The organism is Pseudomonas sp. Snoq117.2 (assembly GCF_900110545.1).
GTDB lineage: Bacteria > Pseudomonadota > Gammaproteobacteria > Pseudomonadales > Pseudomonadaceae > Chryseomonas > Chryseomonas benzopyrenica.
The window spans coordinates 1,174,359-1,198,317 of sequence record NZ_FOED01000001.1 but is presented as its reverse complement, the minus strand read 5'-3'; the positions used below and the strand labels follow the sequence as shown (position 1 = coordinate 1,198,317).

The window sequence follows — 23,959 nt, the reverse complement described above, 5'->3', positions numbered from 1 at the left end:
TGGCCAGCCGCCATGACTTCCGCTTCGCCCGCCCAGCAGGTGCTGGAGCATTTCGCCGATCTGGCCCAAGCCCGTGGGTACACTCTCGATAGCGCTCAACAGGCCGCCATCGAGCGCTTCGCCGTCTTGGCCGACGAACTCCTGCGCCCGCGCTTGTTTCGCCGCCAGACGCCGCGCAGCCTCTATCTCTGGGGGCCGGTGGGGCGTGGCAAGAGCTTCCTACTGGACGGCTTCTTCGCCGCCCTGCCATTCGCCGAGAAGCGACGGGTGCACTTCCATGCCTTCTTTCGCGAGCTGCACGAGCGGATGTTTCGCCAACCGCCGGGGGGCGATGCCCTGGCCGCCAGCCTGGACGACTTGCTCGCCGGCTGCCGACTGCTCTGTTTCGATGAATTCCATGTGCATGACATCGGCGATGCCATGCTCATCACCCGGCTGTTCAAGGCCTTGTTCAGCCGCGGTGTGGTGCTGATCACCACCTCCAACTATCCGCCGGAGGGGTTGCTGCCCAATCCGCTCTACCACGAGCGCTTCCTGCCGGCGATCCGTTTGATCGAGACGCGCATGGACATCCTCTCGGTGGCCGGTCCCCAGGACTATCGCGGCGCCAGCCCTGCCGAGCCCGATCCCTTCGGCGCTGGTGCCTATCTCTGGCCGGGTAGCCCGGAGCAGCGTCGTCGGCTGGCGCTGCCGCCATTGGCGCAGACCAGGATCGAGGTGCCGGTAGGCCATCGCAGCCTGCCCGCCATCAGCGCCGCGGAGGGTCTGCTGCACTTCAGCTTCGCCGACCTCTGCGAAGGCCCCACGGCAGTCCTCGACTACCTGACCCTGAGCGAAAGCTGGCAGCGCTGGCTACTCGATGCGGTGCCGCCGCTGCGCGACGCCAGCCCCGCCGCGCGACAGCGCTTCATCAACCTGGTGGATGTGCTCTACGACCGCCGCCTGGCGCTGTTCCTGGTCAGCGCCGCGCCGCTCGACGCGACCCTGGCCGACAGCGAGATCGCCGACATGTCGCGGACGCGTAGTCGGCTGTCACAGCTGCGGCAGATCGGCCCCGGTTAGTGCTGTTGCCGTAGCTTCGCACTGTCCAGATGCCAACGGCGCTGCTCGGCCGAGGCGCCGTTGACGTCGTTGACCCGGCGTAGCTGATAGCGGCCGCTGAAGGTCTGGCGGGTACCGTCGGCGAGGCGCGCCTTGACCGTCACCGGGATGCTGACATAGCTCGAACCGGCCGCACCCTCGACCGGGCCAGGTTGACCGAGGGTCACCTGGACGCTGCGAGTCCTGGCATAGTCCTGGCGGAATTTCTCGTAGCTGTTGCCGGGCTGGCCATCGCTTCCCCATAGCTGCCAGGCGGTGCCGTAGTCCCGCGCATCCAGCGCCCCGTAGTAACGCCGGACCACGGCCGCCGCCGCCTCGGCGCTACTGGGCAACGGACCGCAACCGGGTTCCCTGGCCGCCTCGCCATCGCCGAACAGGGCACAGCTGCGAGCGATCTCGTCCTGCATCAGCGCGCAGCTGTTGGCCGCGTTGCAGGGCGGTCGCGTGGCGGGGGAGAGCGCTCGGCAGGTGGTGGCCAGGGCCTGAGCGGGCCGCTGTCCGATTTCCTGGACGCAACTGCGCGGTGAAGGTCCGGTGGCAGCCATGGCGCCGGTGACGAGGGACAGCAGCAGGGGGCAGAGCAGCCAGCGCGGGGACATCGGCGAGATCCTTGAGCAAAGTCCCAGCCTAGCAGGGCAGGGGCGACGTGGAAAAAAGCCCGCGACGGTCATCCGTCGTCTGGCCACTTGGCTGACGTAAAAGCGTCATGTGGCCGGCGCAGGGTAGGCAGATCCCGTGTCGGAGTTCGCCCCATGCCTTCGTCCAGTCCAGTCGCCTCCCTGTCACCGCTGTCCCATCCTCTGCACAGTTCGCGCAAGCCCGGTCCGCTGCGGATCGTGCTGTTCACCGCGCTGCTGCTGACCGGTCTGGCGGTGACCCTCGGCGGTATCCACAACGATGTCAGCGATGCCCAGTCGCCGCCCACCACCTGGCTGCCCTTCGCCGGCCTGGCACTGGCGCTGGTGATCGCCCTCGGCTTCGAATTCGTCAATGGCTTCCACGACACCGCCAACGCCGTGGCCACGGTCATCTACACCCACTCGCTGCCGCCCAATGCGGCGGTGCTCTGGTCCGGCTTCTGCAACTTCCTCGGGGTGCTGTTCTCCAGCGGTGCGGTGGCCTTCAGCGTCATCGCCCTGCTGCCGGTGGACTTGGTGGTGGAGATGGGCGCGGGCAAGGGCTTCGCCATGATCTTCGCCCTGCTGATCGCCGCCATCATCTGGAATCTCGGCACCTGGTGGCTGGGCTTGCCGGCGTCGTCCTCCCATACCCTGATCGGCTCCATCATCGGGGTCGGTCTGATGCATGCCTGGCTGGGCGGGATGGATGGCAGCAGTGGGGTGGACTGGGGCCAGGTGGCCAAGGTCGGCTATGCGCTGCTGTTCTCGCCGCTGATCGGCTTCGCCTGCGCCGCGCTGCTGCTGGTGCTGCTCAAGCGGATCGTGCGCGACCAGACGCTCTACCAGGAGCCGAAGAGCGCCGAGCCGCCGCCGCCGTGGATCCGCGGCCTGCTGATACTGACCTGCACCGGGGTATCCTTCGCCCATGGTTCCAACGATGGCCAGAAGGGCATGGGCCTGATCATGCTGATCCTGGTCGGCGCCCTGCCGACCGCCTATGCGCTCAATCGAGCGGTGCCGGCCACCGCCACCCCGGCCTTTGCCGCTGTGGCCGAGGTCACCGCCAGCGGCCTGCGCCAGGCGGCGCCCCAGGCTGCGCCAGCCGATCCCCACGGCGTACTGCTGGAGTTCGTGCGCAAGCGGCAGAGCAATCCCGCGGTGCTTCCGGCGCTGGCGGCCATCACCGACGACATCGCCCGCGAGGTGCGTCAGTACGGCGCTCTCAACAACGTGCCGGCGCAGAGCATGCCCAACGTACGCAATGCCATGTACCTGGCCTCGGAATCCATCCGCCTGCTGGAAAAGGAGCACCTGCCGGGGCTGGCGCCCAAGGCGCAGGAGGATCTCAAGGAATTCAAGCGGCAGATCGACCAGGCCACCCGTTTCATCCCGCTGTGGGTCAAGGTGGCGGTGGCCATCGCCCTGGGCTTGGGGACCCTGGTCGGCTGGCGGCGCATCGTCATCACCGTCGGCGAGCGCATCGGCAAGACCCACCTGACCTATGCCCAGGGCGCCTCGGCCGAGCTGGTGGCCATGGGCACCATCGGCGCGGCGGACGCCTTCGGCCTGCCGGTCTCCACCACCCATGTGCTCTCTTCGGGCGTGGCCGGGACCATGGCCGCCAACGGTTCCGGGCTGCAGTGGGCCACGGTGCGCAACCTGGCGCTGGCCTGGGTGCTCACCCTGCCGGTGGCCATGGCGCTGTCCGCGTCACTCTACTGGTTGCTGGTGCACCTGTTCTAAGAGCCTGTTCAAAATCTGCTGCGCGTCGGCCAAACTGTGTTGAAAATGGCTTCGGAATGCTCATTTACCACTCGTAAACTCCGCTTCCTCAGCCATTTTCGCCTTGTTTGTCTCTAGCTCGCGAGATTTTAACCAGGCTCTGACACGGCTTCGGTCAGGCAGCGGCGGAATAGCGCCACGGCCGGCAGGTCGCGCCCGGCGTGGCGGGCGATGACCTGCAGTTCGCGATGGAAGGTGAGGGCGCCGAGCGATAGCCGGCGCACCCGCGCATGCTCCAACCAGAGGCCGGCGCAGGGCACCAGGGCCACCCCCAGGCCGTGCTCCACCATCTTGACGATGGCGTCGAGTTCGTCGAGTTCGAGCACCTGGCGCACCGTCAGGCGCTGCTCGCGTAGAAAGGCGCTGACCCGGCGCCCGCCGAAGGAGTGGCGGTCGTAGCGGATGAAGGGTTGGGTCTCCAGCAGCAGCCGGGGATCGTCACCTGTCAGCCCTGGCGGGACGATCAGCACGAAGGGTTCCTGCAGCAAGGTGGTGGCGTGCAACTCCTTGGGCAGTTCGAAGGGCGGGCGGATGAGGATGGCCAGGTCCAGCTCGCCGGCGTCCACCTGGCTGAGCAGGGCGAGCGACACCCCAGGCACCAGGCGGGGCTCCAGGCGTGGCGCCCGCTGGCGTAGCCGCACCAGGGTGCCAGGTAGGAGACCGGTCTGGACGCTGGCGATGGCGCCGATGCGCAACTCGCCCTGGATCTCGTCGCCGGCGCCGGCCATGCGCGCGTAGATGGCGAGGATCTCCTCGGCCAGCGGAAGGGCGCGGCGTCCCGCGGCATTGAGCAGGGCGCTGCGTCCGTTGCGGTCGAACAGGTCCACGCCCAGATTCTGTTCCAGGTTGCGGATCTGGGCGCTGACCGCCGAGGGCGTAAGCCCCACATGCAGACCGGCCGCAGCGAAACTGCCGTGGCGCGCGACGGCGAGCAGGGTCTTGAGTTCGCGAAGCATGGTGGTGGCCTGAAGTCAGGAGAGGCCACTGTAGCGAGCCCCAAAATTTTTGTCGCTCGGGGGCAGTAAAATACGCTTTATGCACAGGAAAACCTGGGGTGAGAATGGCTGCATTCCCCCTCAGCAGGATTTCCCAGCATGGCCCTGTCGCCCTTTCACCTCGCCATTCCCGTCTACGATCTGGCCGCCGCCCGGCACTTCTACGGCGATGTCTTCGGCCTCGCCGAAGGTCGCTCCAGTGATCACTGGGTCGACTTCGACTTCTATGGTCATCAGCTGGTGATCCACGAGCACCCCAAGACCGCGTCCCAGGACGAGGCCCATACCAACGCCGTGGACGGCCACAACGTGCCGGTGCCGCACTTCGGTATCGTGCTGGGCTGGGACGAGTGGGAAGCCCTGGCCGACCGTCTGCGCGCCCGCGAGACCCAATTCGTCATCGAGCCCTATATCCGCTTCCAGGGCCAGGTCGGCGAGCAGGCCACCATGTTTCTCTTCGACCCCTGCGGCAATGCCCTGGAGTTCAAGGCCTTCAAGGACATGAGCCAGCTGTTCGCCAAATAGCGCGGCTCGGCCGGTCTGCCGTCACGAAACCTAGGCAAAAGACGCGGCAACGGCCATCCTTGAGGTCTTGCCCGTCGCCCGGTCGCCGTCATGAATGCCCGCCAGCCCTTTCTCGATCCCTATCACCAGACCATCCGCCAGCTGTCCGATCGCATCGTCGCGGCCCAGGCGCCGATCCGCATCCTCGATGCGGTGAAGTGGGACGACGGGGTGCGCCAGGGCTTCCTGGACGGCAAGGGCAAGCGCCTGCCGGCGGTGGATCGCGCCTTCTACGAAGGGCGCCCGTTGGGCTTCGACGCCGATGCGCTCAAGGGCGAATTCCAGAGCATCGAGCGGGAGGTCACCCGCCAGCTCGGCCAGTTCAATCCGGTCGGCCAGATCATGAGGCGCATGTGCCGCGAGTACCGCATGGTGATCCGCATGCTGCAGGCGCGCGGCACCCCGGACTTCGGGCTGATTTCCCAGGAGCTCTATGGCGCCGCCTCGGACGCCTTTCATGCCGGCGATCCGACCCTGGCCGACCTGGGCATGATGATGTCCAGCTACCTGGACAACATCGCCCATCGCGGCGCCCTGGAAGACGAGCCCAAGACCCTGACCGCCAAGGACGCCGTGCCCATCCTGCAGGAACGGCTGAATCGGGTCTTTGGCGAGACGGAAGGCACCATCCGGGTGTTCGAGTCCGACGGTATCGTCGCCGACGCCGCGGCTGGCGCCGACTACATCAAGGTGCGCGCCGACGCCCTGTTCAACGAGCGTGACGTGCGCGCCCTGGAGGTCCACGAGGGCCTGGTGCACGTCGGCACCACCCTCAATGGCCAGAACCAGCCGATCTGCACCTTCCTGGCCAAGGGCCCGCCGTCGTCCACCGTGACCCAGGAAGGCCTGGCGATCCTCATGGAGGTGATCGCCTTCGCCTCCTATCCGACCCGCCTGCGCAAGCTGACCAATCGCACCCGCGCCATCCACCTGGCCGAGGACGGCGCCGATTTCCTCGAGGTCTTCCGCTTCTTCCAGGAGCAGGGCTACGACCTGGAGTCGGGCTACCAGAACGCCAGCCGGGTGTTTCGCGGCTCGACGCCGACCGGGCTGCCCTTCACCAAGGACCTGTCCTATCTCAAGGGCTTCATCCTGATCTACAACTACATCCAGCTGGCGGTGCGCAAGGGCAAGCTGGAACAGATCCCGCTGCTGTTCTGCGGCAAGACCACCCTGGAGGACATGCGCATCCTGCGCCAGCTGGTGGACGAGGGCGTGGTGGTACCGCCCAAGTACCTGCCCGCGCAATTCCAGGACCTCAACGCCCTGGCGGCCTGGATGTGCTTCTCCAACTTCCTCAACCACCTGAGCCTGGATCGGATAGAGGCGGATTACGCCAATATCCTCTAGGAGCCTGTTCAGGCGCTGACATGAAAAAGCCCCGGCGGACCGGGGCTTTTGCGTTTCAAGGCGTCGCGGGTATCACTCGCCCTTGAAGGCCGCCGCAATGCTGCGTTCGCCGTCACCCGCGCGCGGGTCAGTCGAACGTTCCGGGACGAAGGCCAGGGCACGGTTGAGGGCGCCGCAGGCTTCCAGGCCGCTGGCGCGGGCGATGGCTTCGGCCACGGCGCTGCCGGGAATGGTCTCGTCGCGCAGCAACTGGTCGGTGATGTCGTCCAGCGCCGGCTTGAGTTCGGTGATCAGCGCCAGGCAGCGATGATCCAGGCTGTGCAGCAACTGGTCGGCAGCGGCGATGCTGGGCGCGGCGTCGAAGTCGATGCCAGCGTCGCGCAGGGCCTGCAGGCTGAGCAGCGAGCCGCTCGGGCCCATGCCCAGGGAGGCGACCATGGACAGCGCCAGCTTGGAGGCTTCCTGCAGATCCTGGGCGGCACCCGAGGAAACCTCGTTGAAGTACAGCTGCTCGGCGCAGCGACCGGCCAGCAGCATCTGGATGCGGCCTTCGAGTTCCGATTTCAGGTGCAGGCGCTTGTCTTCGGTGGGGGTGATCAGGGTCACGCCCAGGGCCTGGCCACGGGGCAGCAGGGTGACCTTTTCCACCCGACCGACATTGAGCACGGCGGCGACCAGGGCATGACCGGCTTCGTGCACGGCGATGCGGGTGCGTTCGGCCGAACCCAGCGGGGTGACGCCGACCGGTTGCTCGCCGATGCGGCAGGTCTCGATGGCCTCGACGAAGTGGGCCATGGTCACGGCGCTGGCGTTCTCGCGGGCGGCCAGCAGGGCGGCGTGGTTGCTGATGTAGGCGATGGCCGCCGGGGTCAGGCCCACGGTGCCGCGGGAGAGGGCGGCCAGATCCAGTTCGCCCTGGCAGGGCAGCTTGCCGGCATAGAGTTCGAACAGCGCGCGACGGTCTTCCAGGCTCGGCAACGGCACGGCGATGGTGCGGTCGAAGCGGCCTTCGCGGCGCAGCGCCGGATCCAGGGAGTCGGCGAAGTTGGTGGCGCCCAGGACCAGTACGCCGCTGGTGCCATCGAAGCCGTCCAGCTCGGTAAGGAACTGGTTGATGATGCGGTTGGCTTCGGCATCGCTGGAGCGCGACTGCTCGGCGCGGCGGCCGATGCCGTCGATCTCGTCGATGAAGATGATGCAGGGCGCCTTCTTGCGCGCGGTGCGGAACAGCGACTTGACCTTCTGGATGCCTACGCCGAAGAACATCGAGGAGAAATCACTGCCGGTCACCTGGATGAAGTGGGCGTTGCACTCGGTGGCCAGGGCCTTGGCCAGCTGGGTCTTGCCGGTGCCGGGTTCGCCGGTCAGCAGCACGCCCTTGGGCGGACGGGCACCCAGGGCGGCGAAGGCCTTGGGATTGCGCAGACAGGTGGTGACGTCTTCCAGGGCGCGCTTGGCTTCGGCGGCGCCGACCACATCCTTGAAGGAGATGCCGGTGCCCTTGCGGTGCAGCTTGAAGGGGCTGGCGAAGCGCAGCGCCAGGGGCACGGCCAGCAACAGCAGGAGCAGATAGCCCGGCAGGTTGAACAGCAGGGCATCCAGCCAGGGGTGGCGCTGGCCGGACTCGCTCCAGGTGGCGATCGGAAACAGCGGCTCGGCCTGGGTGGCGTAATCGGCCAGCAACCGGTCGGTCAGGCGACCGCCATTATCGGTCACCGCGTAGTGCTCGCCGCGGGTGGTGTCGACGTAGAGGGTACGGTCACCGATCACGGCGCCACTGATGACGCCGGCGCGCAGATCGGCCAGCAGCACGGAGAAATCGCGGGGCTCCTGGGTCCAGTGTTCGGGGGCCTGCTGCACACTGGCGAGCATGGCCGTGGCGGTCGGAGCCGGAGTGGAAGGCTTGAGCCACCACCAGCAGGCCAGGCTGACCAGGGTGACGAGGGCGAGAACGCCGGCGATCAGCAGGCGCGGATACTTGGAAACGACGGACTTCTTCATTCACATACCGTTGGGGTAGGAGCGACATCGGACGCGGACTCCCGGATTATCGGCCTGTAGCGCCAGGGTTGAACCTCAGTTCCCTGGAAAACGATGAGTGGACTCACCATCCGTCGAGTATCGTCACACTTTCGCCCTTTTCCGCGGTCCGCAAGACCCTGTTGTTTTGCCGCAGATGTCAGGAGCCAACGCCTTCATGCCCGATCCCATCGATTGCCGAGACGGCCTCGCCGCCTTACCGCCGGTACTGCTCGATCGCCTGCGCCAGGCCGACGAGGTGCTGGTGCTGACCGGTGCCGGCGTGTCGGCGGAAAGCGGTATCGCCACCTTTCGCGAAGCCCTGACCGGCTTGTGGGCGCGCTTCGATCCGGCGCAACTGGCGACGGCCGCAGCCTTCGTCGAGGACCCGGTCCGGGTCTGGAGCTGGTACGAGTGGCGCCGTGTCCAGGTGCTGGCGGCCCAGCCCAATCCCGCGCATCGCGCCCTGGCGGACTGGGGTAGCCGGCACGGGCGGCTGGGCCTGGTCACCCAGAATGTCGACGACCTGCACGAGCGCGCGGGCAGTGGCGACGTGATTCATCTGCATGGCAGCCTGCATGCGCCGCGCTGCTTCGAATGCGCGCGGCCCTTGGCAGCGCCGGCGTTACCGGAAGCCGAGGATCAGCTCGTGGCGCCACCACGTTGTGCCTACTGTGGCGGTCTGGCCCGGCCTGGGGTGGTCTGGTTTGGCGAGTCCCTGCCCGAGGCGGCCCTGGCCAACGCCTGGGCGCTGGCCGAGCGTTGCGACCTCTGCCTGGTGGTCGGCACGTCGGGACTGGTGCAGCCGGCGGCCAGTCTGCCTGAAGTGGCGCGCCAGCAGGGCGCCACGGTGGTGCGCATCGATCCGCAACCGGCAGCGGATTTCAGTGGCGACTGGCAACTGCTGGGCGCCGCCGGGGTAATCCTGCCGGCGCTGTTGGAGCGTCTCTAGAGACCTAGTGCAACGCCTGACCGCCGGTCCCCAGGGCATCCAGGGTGCGTTTGAGCGCGGTGTAGGCCTGGCGCTGGTCGTCGTCTTCGGTGAGCAGGCCATCGAACAGAGTGGCGACCAGGGCCGGATCCTGGGCGACGAAGCGATCGATGAGGACGTCGTTGTCCTGGCGCCCGGCGGTGATCAGCAGCACGGCGAGCTGGGCGACATAGCGTGCGGCCAGCGGATAGGCCTTGAGGAAGACCTTGAAGGGCGCATCGGCCAGACCCGGCGCGAAGCCCTTGGCCAGCCCCTGCTGGGCCGCGGCGATGGCCTGGCGGACGGCGTCCTGCCAGTTGCCGGCGGTCACCGCCCCTGCCGGCAGGGCGCGGCGCATCTGGCCCAGCAGGCTGTTGAGGAAGATGCGGCGATTGGCCTGGTAGTCGTCATCGGTATCGAGCAGTTCGCGGCGGATACGGGTCAGGACGCGATCGTCCTCGGCATCGGCGGTCACCGCCTGCTTGAAGGCCAGGGTCAACTCGCGATCCAGCAGACCGGGCTTGCGGCCCTCCAGTTCGGCCTGCAGCAGCGGGCCGCTGGAGTCGGCGAAGAAGAAGCGTTCGGCATGGGGCGCCAGGCGCTCGCGCAGGCGCGGCCAGAGCTCCGCCGCGAACAGTTGCTCGGCCGTACCGCCGGAGACGATGACGCGGTGCTGCGGCGCCTCGGCCAGGTAGTCGAACAGCGCAGGGCTATCGAGCGCGGTGCGATCGACGATGAGGTAACGGTGCTTCACGGCAACTCCTGAATACGACGGCCGGACCTTTCGAGGCGCGGCGGGATGGCCGTTAGTCTATAGGAAGGTGGGAACGCTTGGCCCGGCCTTTGGCCTAATCAGGCAGGGTGCAGCCCGCGACACCCTTCCTTTCGCGGCCGGAGGACACCAAGATGCGCAAGACCCCGCTGATCCTCGCCCTGAGCGCTGCCCTGGCCCTGGTAGCCGGTCCCAGTCTGGCCGCCAGCAGCAACAACGACGCTGGAGTGACCGGCAACGGCATCGGCGCGCCGGGCAGCTCCAACACCAGCAACAAAGACAGCGCCGACGACACGTCAAGCGCCAAGCCGTCCACCCAGAAGAAGGCCCAGGGCAGTCAGCAGAAGCGCGTGCTCAACGATTGATGGACAAACGAAAGGCGCCTCGCGGGGCGCCTTTGTTCGACCGCTCGATGCGATCTCAGGAGGCGCGGGTGTAACGCACCTGCCAGTCGAGTCGCTCATGGGTCGCCCGCTCGATACGGGCGCGGCTGTCGCAGATGAAGGCTTCCAGCAGCGAATTGTCCAGCAGATCGACCCGGGCGATGCGGCGTTGCAGGAGGGCCGTGCCGTTGGGTGCATAGACCTCGACGTTGAAGGTCGCGGGATCCTGGGCGGTCATGGCGCACAGCATCGGTTGAAAAGCGCCCTTGATAATGGTGTTCGCATCCGTGAACTTCAGCGGCTCGGCCATCGCAATCACTCCTGTCAGCTATAACGCTTCGACCGATTCTTGCGGTGCCCGTTCGATTTTCGCCATGACCGACTAGCAGATTTGTGATGCAGGCGGTGGCCTTGCCTGCGCACGGGACAGCCGGTCAGTTGATCAGGGTACCAAAGGCCTTGTCCGCCTCTATGACCTCGGGCAACTCGCCCAGCAGGTGATCCAGATCCACGCCTTCCAGCAGGGGATTGGCCAGGGCGGCCTTGGCCTGGTCATTGATACCGCCATGGCGGCGCAGGACAAAGGACACCAGCCGGGCCTGAGCGACCATCCGCGCCTGGGTGGAATCCTCGGGTGCATCCTGGGGATGCAGCTGGTAGGCGATGGCATGCTGGATCACCACCGGCAGTTGCCAGCGGCGGGCCAGCTCCGCGCCCACCTCGGGGTAGCCGAAGCCGATGGCCTGGTCGGCGGGCACCGGCGCGCGTTGCTCGGCGTCGATGCGCGCGGCGATGTCGGGCGCCGCCGTCTTGATCAGCAACTCGCCGATGCTGTGCAGCATGCCGCAGGTAAAGGCGGTCTCGGGATCGGCGCCGGCCTGGCGGGCGAGAACGCGGCAGATGCTGGCCACGTCGAAACTGTGCTGCCAGAAATCCCGCGGATCGAAGCTGGGATTGTGGCGGAAGGCCGCGGTCACTGCCGAGGCCAGCACCAGGGTGCGCAGAGCGTCGAAACCCAGACGGATGGCCGCGCCTTCGATGCTGGTGGAGGGACGGACGCCACGAAAGCGCACCGAATTGGCCAGGCGCAGGACCTTGGCCGACAGCACCGGATCCAGGGCCAGATTGCGGGCCACGTCTTCGATGCTGCTGTCCGGATCGTCGAATTGCTGGATCAGCTCCTGAGCCACCTTGGGAATGCTGGGAAGGGTATGCAGGTGATCGAACAGAGCATCGATTTCCATGATGGCGCCTGGTTTGTTCTATACCGGTAGTGGAAGCTGATAAAGCCTTGGAAGCATGAACGACGGCCTGGGCACTGCCAAGCCTAGTCGAAACTCCCGAAGCGAAGAGCTTAGCGGGACGGGCGCGCCGGTCCGCAGAGTGAGCTGACCGATGGCGTCATTTCGCCGCCGTCCGTTTGGTCAGTCTGCTCGCAGGCGTGGTCCTATGCGGTCTTGTCACCAGCAGTGCGCTGTTCAGACGTCTATTGTCTTGCTTGAGTCCGCTTCCCGCCGACGACGGGCCACGAATGGGATAGCATCCGGTGATATCGGTTGGCCACTAAATTTGGCGTTCGAGTTGTGCAATGACTTATCAGACTCATATCCGCCAGATGCTGCAGTTGCCCAATGTGCTGGCGCAGAGCACCGGCATCCTGGGCTGGTTGATCAGTGTGCTGATCAACCCCTTTCTGACCGCCGGGGTGCCGGTGTGGGGCTGGCTGGCCTTTGCCGGCATGATCGGCTCTTGCCTGGCGATGACCACTGCGCGCCGCTTTGCCGTCTGGCGCCTGTTCGCCCTGGTGTTCGTGCTGTTCGAGGCCCTGGCCTTCCGCTTTCAGATCCTCGGCATGGGCGAGGCTGGCCATGCCTGGATGATCCCCACGGCCATCGTCATCATCCTCGGCTCGACCATTCTCTTTTCTCATGTGCTCGATTACGGCATCGCCGCCGGTGCGGTCTGGCTGCTGCTCTTCTATGGCGAGCTGGACACCGTCACGGCGGCGGCCCTGCCGCTGTTCGCGGTGATGCTGGGCGCCAGCCTGGCGCTGGGGCTGCTGCTCAACGCCACCTTCGTGCGTATCGTCGCCACCACCCTGGAGCTCAAGGAGCGCTATCGCCTGCAGGCGGAAACCGATGCCCTCACCGGGATCAGCAACCGCCGTGCGCTCATGCTGGACGCGGAGCAGGTCTGCCGTGAGGGCTCCCCGTCCTGGTGTTTCGTCATGCTCGACATCGATGACTTCAAGCGGATCAACGACAGATTCGGCCACGACGTGGGCGACCAGGTGCTCAAGGAAACCGCGCTGATCCTTGGCCGGCATTTCCCCGACGGCCATTTCGGACGCCTGGGCGGCGAGGAATTCGGGGTACTGCTCAAGCCCGACGACGAGCGCCACCTGGCGCAGCGGCTGCAGGCGCTGCTGGACGACATCCGCAGCAACACCCGCACCGGCACCTGCTTTTCCTTCAGTGCGGGCGTGGCGCGCTTCGCGCCGGGCTACCAGCCCTCGGACCTGCTCAAGCAGGCCGACAGCGAGCTCTACCAGGCCAAGCGCGCGGGCAAGGACCGGGTGCACTATCGCGGCGGCATGATCTGCGGCTAAGGCAGGCCTGACCGGTCCTGGACGGCGTCCGTCTCCGGCGGTGGATGGGTGCGATTGCGGCCCAGGTGCTTGGCGCGATAGAGGGCGGCATCGGCGCTGGCCAGCAGGTCGGCGGGCTGCGGCGGTGGCGATTGACCAGGCGGCTGGACGGCGATGCCAAGGCTGACGGTGATGCGGCCGAAAGGACTGGTGGCATGGGCCACCTCCAGCACCTGCAGGCGTTCCTGGACCGTGGCGGCTACCCGCTGGGCGCCGATCTCGTCGCAATTGGGCAGCAGCAGGACCATCTCCTCGCCGCCGTAGCGTGCCGCCAGATCGCCCGGGCGTCGCGCCGCCGAGGCCACCACACCGGCCACGGCCTGCAGGCAGCGATCGCCCGCCGGATGGCCATAGTGGTCGTTGTAGGCCTTGAAGTGATCGATGTCGATCATCAGCAGGCTGAGCGACTGAGCGTTGCGCTGCGCCCGGGCCAGCTCCACCGGCAGCAGGTTGTCGAACTGGCGACGATTGCCCAGCCCGGTCAGACTGTCCTTGAGGGTCAGCAGGTGCAGCTCGTCGTGGGCCAGACGCAGAGCCGCCGCGCTGCGTTCGCCGGCGCGGATCTCGCGCAGCAGGCTGAAGCCGAAGATCAGCATGCCGACGATGATGAGGCCGACCACCGTCACCGATCTCAGCATGTCCTGGCGCCAGCTGGCGAGGATATCGCTCCTGGAGATACCGGCCAGGGCCACCAGGGGATAGCCTTCCAGATGCTGGAAGGCATAGAGGCGTTCACGGCCGTCGATCATGGCCCGCACCAGGGCGGTACCGTTGGGCGCCTGGGTCACGTACTGGCGAAACAGCTCGCTGCTGGCGAGCGGGGTACCGACGTGCGCGGGTACATAGGGACGGCGGACCATCAGGGTACCGTCATCCTGCGCCAGGGTGATGGCACCCCGGGCATCCAGCTTGAACCGCTCGTAGTAGTCGACGAAGTACTGCAGGCGGATGGTGGCGAGCAGGACGCCGGCAAAGCGACCGTCGCGGTCCTCCAGGCGACGTGATACCGGGATGATCAGCTCCTGGGTGCTGCGACTCTCGATCACCGTGCCGACGTGCAGCACATCGGCGGCGTGCTGGCGGTGAAACTGGAAGTACTCGCGATCGGCGTTGCTGGCCCGGGGCGGGTCACTGCTCTTGTCGGTCACCCGCCAGCCGCCGTCGCGATCATAGATGAACAGCCCGTGCAGTTGCGGCAACAGGGCGGCCTGGCGCGCCAGCAGGCGATGCACCCGAGGGCGGTCAATTTGGTCGAGGGGTTGATCCTCCAGCCGGTCACGGATACTGACCAGCAGCGAATCCGCTTCCTTGATGGCGTCATCGGCATGTTGGGCCGCCGCCAGGGCGATGTTGCCGACATCGCTGCGCGCACTGGCGAAGGCGTTCTGGTAGTTGCGCCACACCTGCCAGGATTCCAGCGCCAGGATCACCGCCACGGCGCAGACGAGCAGCCACAGCGCCCGGCGCTGGGTGGCCGGATTGCGTGGTGGGAGGGGGGTATCGTCAGCGTCGACCATGGCGGGGCTGCTTCCTCGTCCTCGGTGTGCAGGAGACCGCTAGCCGGCCGATTCACGCCACTACACGGGGATAAAAGTCAGACAAGTCTACAGTTTCGTCGGAATCTTGCAGAGAGAACGAATCGTCGTGGCGCGCCCGTGGTCATTAGCGATACGGCCGTCTCTGGGACGGCGCCCTGTCAATGCCCGACCAGGAGGTCACAGATGTCGCAGATCGCCGAACAGATCGTCGAAGACGCCATGCAGCGCATCGAGGAGAACGAGTCGCAGCATGCTGCCGATCCCGTACGCAATTTCTCCCTGACCCTGACCGATCCCGCGGAGATCCGGGTTGGCGCGGAGATCTACTTTCTTTTCGAACAACGCCTCAAGGGCTTCTATCCGGATGCACGGGTGGTGGTCCGCGGCCATGCCGCCGAGGGCTACAACATCACCGCTCAGGTCGAGCGCCGTCGCTCGGCCTGAGCGCGCCGCCCGCATCCTCCGTCAGGTGCGGGCCAGCTTGACCAGTTGCCGGGCCAGTAGCGGTCCGGTCAGCACCACTCCGATCAGGCGCAACGCCTGCATGGCCAGTACCAGGCCGACATCGGCATGGGCATCCACGGCGATGATGGCCATGGAATCCAGTCCGCCCGGACTGGTCGCCAGGTAGGCCGTGAGAAAGTCCACGTGCATCAGCTTCGCCATCAGCAGCGCCGACAGGGCGCAGAGGGCGATCAGCAGCAGGGAGGCAAAGATCATCTTGGGCAGGGCGCGCCAGACATAGGCGACCGTGGCCCGATCGAATCTCAGTCCCACATAGCAACCCATGGCGCCATAGGCCACCGCGAGCAGCAGATGGGGCAGGGTGATGTCCAGCCAGCCATTGAGTTGCAGGAGCGTACCCAGGGCGATGGGCAGCAGCAGGGCGCCGGCGGGGAACAGGCGGCCGCCCAGCCAGCTGCCGGCCAGGGCCACTGCCAGGGTCAGCATGAGATTGAAGGCGAAATGGCCGTCCAGGCTGACCACCGCGGCCTGATGGCCGGTGCCGCTGCCCTCGGCCCCCAGCAGCCGGCCGACCAGGGCACTGATCAGCACCACGCAGACCACCCGCACGTATTGCATGGTGGCGACGATCCGTGGATCGGCGCCGTACTCCTCGGCCATGGCCACCATGGCGGCGGCCGCGCCGGGCGTGGTGCCCCAGGCGGCGGTGCTGCCAGGCAGGCCGCCGAAGCGCACCAGCAGGGCGCCAGTGAGCAGGCTGAGCAGCACGGTCAGGGCGGTGGCCAGCAGCATCACCGGCCAGTGCTCGGCAACGGTGAGCAGGACCGCGGCGGTCATGGCGTGGGCGATCAGGCAGCCCACCACGCCCTGGCCAGTCTGGAACAGCCGACGGGGCAGACGGATGGTGGCGCCGCAGACGCCGAAGGCGATGGCCACCAGCATGGGGCCGAGAAAGAGGGCCGCGGGCACCTGCAGCCAGCTGAGTCCGCCCCCGACCAGGGCGGAGCAGAGGATCAGGGCCAGCCATTGCAGCAGGGGAGGATAGGGCGAGGGTGCAGGTGGGGTGGGCAAAGCGGTCTCCGAACGGCGGGGGACCGGCGAGGCGTACCGACCCCGGGGCCGGCACGGGGCCGACCCTGGGGCGATTATACGACCTTTATGGCTTTCAATGGCCTTTCAGTCATTGAAAAAACCACTGTTTAACGCACCAGGTGCAGGAACTGCAGGTGGCGTTCGTACTGGTCGAGCATGTCGTTGAGGATCTGCTCGCGGTTGTAGCCCACCAGGTCGTAGTCCTGGCTGCCCTCGGTGAGATGCACCTCGGCGCGGTAGTAGCGACGATTCTTCAGGTGCAGGCCACCGATGCCGGCGCGGGCGAAGGAGGGGGTGAAATAGCCCTGCATGATCACCTGGTAGATGAAGGGATGCTCCTCGCCGTGGCCGATGATGAGTTGCAGGTTGGCGTTGGTGGCGTCGAACTGGGTCTCCACCACCAGACCTTTCTCCCGCGAGACCTCGACCATCTCTTCCATGGCCGGACGCACGGTGCTGTCCATGAAGCGATAGACCTCGTCCCGCGAGGGGAAGTACACCGCCTGGGACAGCCGCTGGCGCCAGCCGCCGTGCCGTGCCTTGCCGTTGGTCGCCACCGGCGCCAGGGAGTGCAGCCGCGCGCGCTGGCGCTGGGATTCCAGGTGCAGCGCCTTGTGCAGGCCCCACATCATCAGCAGTACCACCACCGAGAAGGGCAGCGAGGTCAGCACCACCGCCGATTTCAGCGCATCCATGCTGCCAGCGAACAGCAGCCCGCCGGTGACCAGGGCCACGGCCGCGCCCCAGAACACCCGCAACCACTTGGGACCGTCTTCGTTGGCTTCACCGCCCTTGGACGACAGGGTGGACAGCACCACGGTGCCCGAGTCGGCCGAGGTGACGAAGAAGACGAAACTCACCAGCACGGCGACGCTGATCACCGCGCGGCTGGCCGGATAGGTTTCCAGCACCTGGTAGAAGGCCATGGCCGGATCGGTGAGGGCGGTCTGCGCCAGACCGGTCATGCCCTGGCCAAGCACCAGTTCCAGGGCGCTGTTGCCGAAGATCGACAGCCAGGCCAGGGTGAAGCCCAGGGGGATGAACAAGACGCCAAAGACGAATTCGCGAATGGTGCGGCCGCGGGAGATACGGGCGATGAACAGCCCGACGAAGGGCGCCCAGGCGATCCACCAGGCCCAGTAGAACACCGTCCAGCCACCGAGCCAGTCGGAGGGCTCGTCATAGGCGTAGAGGTCGAAGCTCTTGCCTGGCAAGGCCGAGAGGTAGTCACCGATGTTCTGGATCAGGGTGTTGAGCAGATGCTGGGTCGGACCGGCGAACAGCACGAACAGCAACAGGGCGACGGCCAGCACCATGTTGATGTCGGACATGATGCGCACGCCCTTGTCGACGCCGGACACGGCCACGGCGATGGCCGCGCCCATCATCAGCACGATGAGGATCAGTTGCACCCAGTGGCTGTGGCTGATGCCGAACAGGTAGTCCAGTCCGGCATTGAGGTGCAGCACGCCGAAACCCAGGTCGGCGCCGAGGCCGAAGATGGTGGCGATGATGCCGAAGGCGTCCACGGCATGGCCGATGGGACCGTTGATGCGCTTGCCGATCAGCGGATAGAGCGCCGAACGCAGGGCCAGCGGCAGGTTGTGGCGATAGGCGAAGTAGGCCAGCGCCATGGCCACCAGGGCGAAGACCCCCCAGCCATGCAGGCCCCAGTGCAGGAAGAGGATCTGCATGGCTTGGCGTGCCGCCGCCGGATTACCCCCTTCGCCGGCGGGGGGCTGGGCGAAGTGGGTCAGGGGTTCGGAGACGCAGAAGAAGAACAGGGTGATGCTGATGCCCGCGGCGAACAGCATGCCGGCCCAGGACAGGTAGCTGAACTCGGGTTGGTCGTGGTCGGCACCGAGCTTGATCTTGCCGTAGCCGGACAGGGCGGTGACCACCACGAACACCAGATAGAGCGACATGGCCAGCAGGTAGTACCAGCCAACCGTGTTGGCGGCCCAGGTCTGGGCCTGCAGCAGCCAGGCGCCGGCCTGCTCGGGACGACCGATGACGGCCAGGGAAAACAGCAGGATCACTGCAGCCGCGCAATAGAAGGCGGGGGGATTCAGCTTTACGGTGCCGGATGAGGGCGTCGCACTCATGGGGACTCCTTGCGAACTGCCAAAGGGAGAGAATTCTTTTTTTATTGATCGTTCGATTAAAAAAGAATACCACAGGAGGCCCCTGAGGTGAACGCTTCGAGTCAGCGAAGCGCTGAAAGTTGCCGTTTAGAAACCTTGCTTATGCCGGTGGTCGACTTTGGTCGAGCCCAAGCCGAATGGTCAGAACCGTGACCCCTTGGCAAAGTCTGTAGGTTATGACTCAAGCATCTTCTCCACTCGGCTCCTATCGTCCACTACTGTTGCTGGTAGAGGACGAGCCGTTGCTGAGGGAGTTGGCCACCGAGGCGCTGGAGTCCCTGGTGGATCTGCAGGTGGTGGCCGTATCGACCGCCGATGCGGCCTTGAGCTATCTGGAACAGACCGGTGCCCGCATTGATATCCTCTTTACCGATGTGCGCATGCCGGGACGGCTGGACGGCGAGGCCCTGGCCCAGTTGGTCTCCCAGCGTTGGCCGCATATCCCGGTGATCCTCACCTCCGGCGACCGTCTGACCGTACCCCGCGGCGCCGGTCGCACCCGCTTCATGCCCAAACCCTGGCATATCGATGACATGGCCAATTGCGTCAACGAGGCGCTGGGGCAGAGTCGGGTGGCGTGAGGGGATAGAACGCAAGATATCGCGGCCATGGCGGTCCGCCGATGCGGCCATTGCTACAGGCTTACGCTTTAGTTGTAGGGGTAGTCCGCGGTCGCGATGAATTACAGATTAATGAGTTGCAGAGCAGTAGCGTGAAAAACGGTGCAGCCTTTGCCACTGACAGCTTATTAGCCTGCTGCGCCCTCACCCCAACCCTCTCCCAGGGGGAGAGGGAGTTGCCTGAGCAGGCGTTCAGCTTTATCAGCTCCATCAGGCAGCACCCGTGGGAGCGGCCGCATCGGCGGCCGCGATGGGTGCGGAGTGGTAGCACCGGTGCAGAGAGAATAGCTGGGCGAGATAACCTGCCTATCGGCAGCTTTCGGCTTTCCCATGATCGTCACGACTTTTGCTTTTGACGAGGTCGCGGCCATGGGCCGCTCCTACGGATACTTCAGGAGCGACCCAGGACCGCCATCCAGGTCAATTTACGGTTGCCACTGCGGATCCTTGCCGCTCAGCTTGCGATCCAGGAAGAAGGCGGTGCTGATCAGGGCCAGATGTGACAGGGCCTGGGGCAGGTTGCCCAGCGGGTAGCCGCGCTTGTCCAGTTCCTCGGCGTAGAGGCCCAGGGGGTTGGCGTAGCCCAGCAGTTTTTCGAACTCCAGGTGGGCTTCGTCGACACGACCGGCGCGGGCCAGGCATTCGACGTACCAGAAGGAGCAGGCGACGAAGGCGCCTTCTTCGCCCTTGAGGTTGTCCGCCGGCGTATCGGCCGGGTTGTAGCGACGGATCATGCCGTCATAGGCCAGGTTGGTCTTGATGGCATCCAGGGTGGACAGCCACATGGGATCGGTGGCGCTGACGAAGCGCACCAGGGGCATCAGCAGCAGGGCGGCGTCCAGGCTCCTGCCGTGGCGGGTCGAGGTGAAGTGACCCAGTTCGGCGTTCCAGAAGTTGTCCCAGATGTCTTCCTGGATGGCGGCGCGCGCGGCGTACCAGCGTTCATAGGGCATCGGCAGCGAACGCTTGACCGACAGGCGCATGGCGCGGTCGATGGCCACCCAGCACATCAGCCGTGAATGCAGGAAATGCTCGGGATCGCCGCGCATTTCCCAGATACCGGCATCGGGTTGGTTCCAGTTCTCGCAGACGTGGTCGATCATCCGCACCACGTCCTTCCAGCCATGGTGGGAGATGGCTTCGCCATACTTGTTGGACAGGTAGATGGCATCCATCAGCTCGCCATAGATGTCCAGCTGAATCTGCTGGTAGGCCTCGTTGCCGATGCGCACCGGACTCGAATTGGCATAGCCCGCCAGGTGGTCGAGGGTTTCCTCGGGCAGGTCTAGGCCGCCGTCCAGGCGATACATGATCTGCAGCTTTTCCGGGGCGTTGTGGCTGTTTTCCACGCACTGGCCGACCCAGTGGGTGAAATCCTTGGCTTCCTGGGTGTAGCCCAGGCGCATGAAGGCGTAGACGGTAAAGGAGGCGTCGCGGATCCAGGAGGCGCGATAGTCCCAGTTGCGTTCACCGCCCAGGGCTTCGGGCAGGCTGAAGGTGGCGGCCGCGGCGATGGAACCGTGCTTGCAGGAGGTCAGCAGCTTCAGCGCGAGGGCCGAGCGGGTGACCATCTCGCGCCAGCGGCCCTGGTAGTGACTCTTGGCCGCCCAGGAGGTCCAGTAGGAGAGGGTGTCCTCGAAGCAGAGATCGCTCTGGCCGGCGACAACCTTGTCGTCTTCCTCGCAGCCAAAGACGAAATCCAGCTGCTGCCCCTGCTCCAGTTCGAACTCGGCCAGGGCGGCGTTGCCGTCCACCTGCAGGGTGACGCTCGAGGCCAGGCGCAGGGTTGGCTGGCCCTGGGCCTCGAACAGGGCGCCGCCCTCCACCAGGCGCGCGCGGGTCTCGACGCGAGCATAGTCGTGGGCCGGGGCGCAGACCAGGCGGAAGCGGCAGCGTCCGGCCACCACCTGTACGCGGCGGACGATGCGCGGCTGGGTGTCCTCGCTGCTGCACACCGGCATCAGGTCGGTGACCTCGGCGACGCCGTCCGCCGACAGCCAGCGGGTCTGCAGGATGTTGGTATCGGGTAGGTAGAGCTGCTGCTCGCGGGCGTCTTCCCAGACCGGGGCCAGGCTGAAGTAGCCGGCCTTTTCCGAATCGAGCAGGGCGGCGAACACCGAGGGGCTGTCCAGATTCGGCCAGCAGAAGTGGTCGATGGTGCCGTCGGTGGCGACCAGGGCACAGGTGCGCAGGTCGCCGATGACACCGTGGGCGCCGATACTGCGGCGGGCGTGCACGGAGGAGGAATCAGCCATTGTCTTCGAATCCCGGATAGAGGCACATGCCGCCGTCGACGAACAGGGTGGTGCCGACGATGTAGTCGGCCAGGTCGCTGGCGAGAAAGACCGCCACGTTGCCCACATCGTCGACATGGCCGACGCGCTTGTAGGGGATCAGCTTGAGCAGTTCGCGTGCCTTGGCCTCGTCACCGGTCACCTCTTCGTTGATGGCGGTGGCGATGGCGCCCGGGGCGATGCTGTTGACGCGGATGCCCTCGGCGGCGACTTCCTGGGCCAGGCTGCGCATCAGCAGGTTGACTCCACCCTTGGAGGCGGCGTAGTTGACGTGCCCGGCCCAGGGAATGACCTCGTGCACCGAACTCATGTGGATGATCTTGCCGAGGGCGCGGGAGGCGTTTTCGTCGCGGCCCTGCTGGCGGAACTGGCGGATCGCCGCCCGGGCGCAGAGGAACTGGCCGGTGAGGTTGGTGTTGATCACCGTGTTCCAGTCCTCGAGCGACAGGTCGGCGACCGGTGCGTCCTTTTGCAGGCCGGAATTGGCGACCAGTATGTCCAGGCGGCCGAAGGCTTCCAGGGTGCGGTCGAACAGCGCCTGGACCTCGGCCTCGTCGCCGACGTCACCGCCCACGGCGATGGCGCGACCACCGGCGTCCTGGATGCGCTTGGCCAATTCCTCGGCCGGTTCGGCGCTGGAATGGTAGTTGATGGCGACGGCGGCACCGGCCTTGGCCAGGGCTTCGGCGACGGCGGCACCGATCCCGGAACTGCCGCCGGTGACCAAGGCGACCTGGCCGTTGAGGGAAAGCTGCATGTCCAGACTCCTGCGCGGGAAAAGGTGTCTGACTGCTGACCGCCACGCTCGCGTCTAGGTTCAGCCCGCAGGCGTTGCCAGATGTTCAGGCCGAGGCCGTGCGGAACAGGCTCATGCGCCGCTCCAGATCCTCGGCCAGTTCCGCCAGCTGGCGACTGGCGCCGGCGATCTGCTGCGAACCGCTGGCGGTTTCCAGGGTGGCGGCATGGATGCGGTTGATGTTCTCGTTGACCTCCTCGGCCACGGCGGTCTGCTGGGCCGCGGCGGTGGCGATCTGCGCATTCATGGCGTTCACCGAGCCGACGTCCGCCTGGATGGCCGCCAGCGCCGCGACGGCGCGCTGGGTCAGCGCGGCGGTCTCGTGGGCCTGGCCGCGGCTCTCTTCCATTTGCGCCGAAGCGCGCCCGGCGCCTTCCTGCAGGTTGGCGATCATGGCGCGGATCTCGCGGGTCGATTCCTGGGTGCGGGTGGCCAGGTTGCGCACCTCGTCGGCCACCACGGCGAAGCCGCGACCCTGCTCACCGGCGCGAGCGGCCTCGATGGCGGCATTCAGCGCCAGCAGATTGGTCTGCTCGGCGATGCCGTTGATGACGGCGACGATGTTCTCGATGCTGGCGCTGTCGCTGGATACCTGTTGCACGGTGACGCTGGCCTGCTCCAGCGCCTGCACCAGCTGGCCGATGGCCTGGCCGGAACGGGTCACCAACTGATTGCCGGTGTCCACCTGGGCGCTGGCATTGCCGGTGGCCTGGGCGGCCTGGGCGGCGTAGCCGGCGACCTCGCCGATGGTGGCGGCCAGCTCGGTGACCGCCGCGGCCATGTGCTGGGCCTGGTTGGACTGCACATCGGTGTGGCGCTGGTTGGTCTGGGCGGTGCCTTGCAGCTGGGCCGCCGCCGTGGCGACCGAGCTGGCGGTATGGCGCACCTGGACAATGGTCTCGCCCAGGTGTGCGGTGGCGCTGCCCAGGGTGCCCATGACGCTGTCCGGGTGACGGGTGGCAGGGCGCTCGTCCAGCCGGCCCTCGGCCAGCCGGCGGATGGCGGCGGCCACGGCGTGGGGTTCGCCGCCCAGGGTCGCGCCCATCTGACGGATGATCAGCACGGAAACGGCCACGCTCAGCAGCAGGGCGAGGGCACAGGTCACCAGCATCAGCCAGCGGAAGCCGCCGGCGATGCCGCGGACCTCGGTCAGATGACCGCTGGCGATGGCTTCCTCGTGATCGATGAGCGCATTGATGCGCTTGAGCCACTCGACATAGGCCGGCGAGACGCGCTCCAGCAGGAACACCCGGGCGCCTTCCAGATCACCGGTCTGGCGCAGTTGCAGCAGGTGGTCGGTCAGGGGCAGGGCGGTGCCTTCGATGTCCTTGATGGCCGCCAGCAGGCGCTGTTCCTCGGCGGTGGCGCCCTGGCTGACGAACAGCTGATCCATGGGCTCGGCGGACTGGTGATAGAAGGTCTTGAGTCGGTCGATGTCGGCCAGGCGACTGGCCAGGGGCGCGGCGTCGTGGATCAGCACCGTATCGCGAATGGCGATGGCGCGGTCGTGCACGCTGCCGCGGAAGTTGATGGCGTAGCGCTGCTTGACGCTGGCGCCCTGGCTGACAGCGGTCAGGGTGTCGTCGATGACGCCGACGCGCTGAACGCCCACCAGGGTGATCAGCAGCATCAGCACCAGGATCAGGCCGAAGCCCAGGCCCAGGCGGGCGGCCATGGAAAGAGGGGTACGCATGCAGACCTCAACGCTTGAAAGGATGTGACATAGATCACATTTTGCGACAAAGGTTTGCGCGATAAGGTTATTCCGGAGCGAGCGGTCATCCCCTGGGTATGAGTGGCAATTCGG

General features: G+C 66.4%; 20 protein-coding genes and 2 pseudogenes. 9 read left to right on the top strand and 13 right to left on the bottom strand.

Translation table 11 applies throughout. The features are described from left to right. Positions 1-12: 12 nt before the first annotated feature. A complete protein-coding gene (zapE, locus tag BMZ43_RS05810; protein ID WP_093250883.1) occupies positions 13-1,062 on the top strand; it encodes a cell division protein ZapE in 1,050 nt (349 codons plus the stop codon). Here the strand turns inward: zapE and BMZ43_RS05805 are convergent. Beyond that, entirely contained in the window at positions 1,059-1,700 is a 642-nt protein-coding gene (locus tag BMZ43_RS05805; protein WP_093250880.1) for a hypothetical protein, read from the bottom strand. The two genes, zapE and BMZ43_RS05805, sit on opposite strands and share 4 nt — an antisense overlap. 153 nt (positions 1,701-1,853) lie before the next feature. Here BMZ43_RS05805 and BMZ43_RS05800 point away from each other — a divergent pair, with 153 nt between their 5' ends. Then, on the top strand, positions 1,854-3,464 hold the full coding sequence (locus BMZ43_RS05800; protein ID WP_093250874.1) for an inorganic phosphate transporter: 1,611 nt from the start codon (positions 1,854-1,856) through the stop codon (positions 3,462-3,464). Between the two features lie 128 nt (positions 3,465-3,592). Here the strand turns inward: BMZ43_RS05800 and BMZ43_RS05795 are convergent, their stop codons facing one another. Continuing rightward, positions 3,593-4,459: a LysR family transcriptional regulator gene (locus BMZ43_RS05795; RefSeq protein ID WP_093250867.1), complete on the bottom strand. Its 867-nt coding sequence runs from the start codon at positions 4,457-4,459 to the stop codon at positions 3,593-3,595. Between the two features lie 138 nt (positions 4,460-4,597). Between BMZ43_RS05795 and BMZ43_RS05790 the strand changes: the two genes are divergently transcribed. Further along, positions 4,598-5,023 (top strand): VOC family protein, encoded by a 426-nt coding sequence (locus tag BMZ43_RS05790; protein ID WP_017640917.1) that lies wholly within the window; start codon positions 4,598-4,600, stop codon positions 5,021-5,023. A 90-nt stretch (positions 5,024-5,113) separates the two neighbouring features. After that, complete coding sequence (locus tag BMZ43_RS05785) at positions 5,114-6,412, top strand: flavohemoglobin expression-modulating QEGLA motif protein (protein WP_064308587.1); 1,299 nt, start codon at positions 5,114-5,116, stop codon at positions 6,410-6,412. Between the two features lie 72 nt (positions 6,413-6,484). On the opposite strand, the gene BMZ43_RS05780 is transcribed toward BMZ43_RS05785, so the two are convergent. Then, on the bottom strand, positions 6,485-8,413 hold the full coding sequence (locus BMZ43_RS05780) for an AAA family ATPase (protein WP_017640919.1): 1,929 nt from the start codon (positions 8,411-8,413) through the stop codon (positions 6,485-6,487). A gap of 196 nt (positions 8,414-8,609) precedes the next feature. On the opposite strand from BMZ43_RS05780, the gene BMZ43_RS05775 reads away from it, so the two are divergent. Then, positions 8,610-9,383 carry an SIR2 family NAD-dependent protein deacylase gene (locus BMZ43_RS05775; RefSeq protein WP_064308586.1) on the top strand — a complete coding sequence of 258 codons (774 nt, stop codon included), beginning with the start codon at positions 8,610-8,612 and terminating at the stop codon, positions 9,381-9,383. Between the two features lie 4 nt (positions 9,384-9,387). On the opposite strand, the gene BMZ43_RS05770 is transcribed toward BMZ43_RS05775, so the two are convergent. Next, positions 9,388-10,155 (bottom strand): hypothetical protein, encoded by a 768-nt coding sequence (locus BMZ43_RS05770; protein WP_017640922.1) that lies wholly within the window; start codon positions 10,153-10,155, stop codon positions 9,388-9,390. Positions 10,156-10,307: 152 nt separating this feature from the next. On the opposite strand from BMZ43_RS05770, the gene BMZ43_RS05765 reads away from it, so the two are divergent. Beyond that, on the top strand, positions 10,308-10,538 hold the full coding sequence (locus tag BMZ43_RS05765; protein ID WP_093250862.1) for a hypothetical protein: 231 nt from the start codon (positions 10,308-10,310) through the stop codon (positions 10,536-10,538). A gap of 55 nt (positions 10,539-10,593) precedes the next feature. Here BMZ43_RS05765 and BMZ43_RS05760 read toward each other — a convergent pair whose 3' ends face one another. Beyond that, complete coding sequence (locus BMZ43_RS05760; protein WP_007162578.1) at positions 10,594-10,866, bottom strand: hypothetical protein; 273 nt, start codon at positions 10,864-10,866, stop codon at positions 10,594-10,596. 124 nt (positions 10,867-10,990) lie between these two features. Further along, positions 10,991-11,803: an HDOD domain-containing protein gene (locus BMZ43_RS05755; RefSeq protein ID WP_197480265.1), complete on the bottom strand. Its 813-nt coding sequence runs from the start codon at positions 11,801-11,803 to the stop codon at positions 10,991-10,993. 341 nt (positions 11,804-12,144) lie between these two features. Here BMZ43_RS05755 and BMZ43_RS05750 point away from each other — a divergent pair, with 341 nt between their 5' ends. Further along, a complete protein-coding gene (locus BMZ43_RS05750; protein WP_093250854.1) occupies positions 12,145-13,164 on the top strand; it encodes a GGDEF domain-containing protein in 1,020 nt (339 codons plus the stop codon). Here the strand turns inward: BMZ43_RS05750 and BMZ43_RS05745 are convergent. After that, complete coding sequence (locus tag BMZ43_RS05745) at positions 13,161-14,720, bottom strand: GGDEF domain-containing protein (RefSeq protein ID WP_093250847.1); 1,560 nt, start codon at positions 14,718-14,720, stop codon at positions 13,161-13,163. The two genes, BMZ43_RS05750 and BMZ43_RS05745, sit on opposite strands and share 4 nt — an antisense overlap. A 204-nt stretch (positions 14,721-14,924) precedes the next feature. On the opposite strand from BMZ43_RS05745, the gene BMZ43_RS05740 reads away from it, so the two are divergent. Continuing rightward, positions 14,925-15,185, top strand: a complete 261-nt coding sequence (locus BMZ43_RS05740; RefSeq protein ID WP_007162574.1) for a hypothetical protein — start codon at positions 14,925-14,927, stop codon at positions 15,183-15,185. Between the two features lie 21 nt (positions 15,186-15,206). Here the strand turns inward: BMZ43_RS05740 and BMZ43_RS05735 are convergent, their stop codons facing one another. Both BMZ43_RS05735 and betT read right to left on the bottom strand, forming a co-directional pair. Then, the gene (locus tag BMZ43_RS05735) at positions 15,207-16,277 is read right to left on the bottom strand and encodes an AbrB family transcriptional regulator (RefSeq protein WP_017640927.1); all 1,071 of its coding nucleotides are present in this window, start codon (positions 16,275-16,277) and stop codon (positions 15,207-15,209) included. A 128-nt stretch (positions 16,278-16,405) separates the two neighbouring features. Next, positions 16,406-18,370, bottom strand: coding sequence for a choline BCCT transporter BetT (gene betT / locus BMZ43_RS05730; protein WP_085984311.1), 1,965 nt, complete (start codon positions 18,368-18,370; stop codon positions 16,406-16,408). Between the two features lie 248 nt (positions 18,371-18,618). Here betT and BMZ43_RS05725 point away from each other — a divergent pair, with 248 nt between their 5' ends. Beyond that, positions 18,619-19,023 (top strand): response regulator, encoded by a 405-nt coding sequence (locus BMZ43_RS05725; protein WP_231893081.1) that lies wholly within the window; start codon positions 18,619-18,621, stop codon positions 19,021-19,023. A 464-nt stretch (positions 19,024-19,487) separates the two neighbouring features. Here the strand turns inward: BMZ43_RS05725 and BMZ43_RS05720 are convergent, their stop codons facing one another. From BMZ43_RS05720 to BMZ43_RS27200, 4 genes and pseudogenes are all read right to left on the bottom strand, one after another. Further along, a complete protein-coding gene (locus BMZ43_RS05720) occupies positions 19,488-21,317 on the bottom strand; it encodes a glycoside hydrolase family 15 protein (RefSeq protein ID WP_093250843.1) in 1,830 nt (609 codons plus the stop codon). After that, the gene (locus BMZ43_RS05715) at positions 21,310-22,113 is read right to left on the bottom strand and encodes a glucose 1-dehydrogenase (RefSeq protein WP_093250841.1); all 804 of its coding nucleotides are present in this window, start codon (positions 22,111-22,113) and stop codon (positions 21,310-21,312) included. The genes BMZ43_RS05720 and BMZ43_RS05715 overlap by 8 nt, the downstream gene beginning before the upstream one ends. An 85-nt stretch (positions 22,114-22,198) precedes the next feature. Then, positions 22,199-22,726, bottom strand: a pseudogene (locus BMZ43_RS27205) (methyl-accepting chemotaxis protein); the annotation flags it as partial. A 600-nt stretch (positions 22,727-23,326) separates the two neighbouring features. Continuing rightward, positions 23,327-23,827 (bottom strand): annotated as a pseudogene (locus tag BMZ43_RS27200) (MCP four helix bundle domain-containing protein); the annotation flags it as partial. Positions 23,828-23,959: the final 132 nt, after the last annotated feature.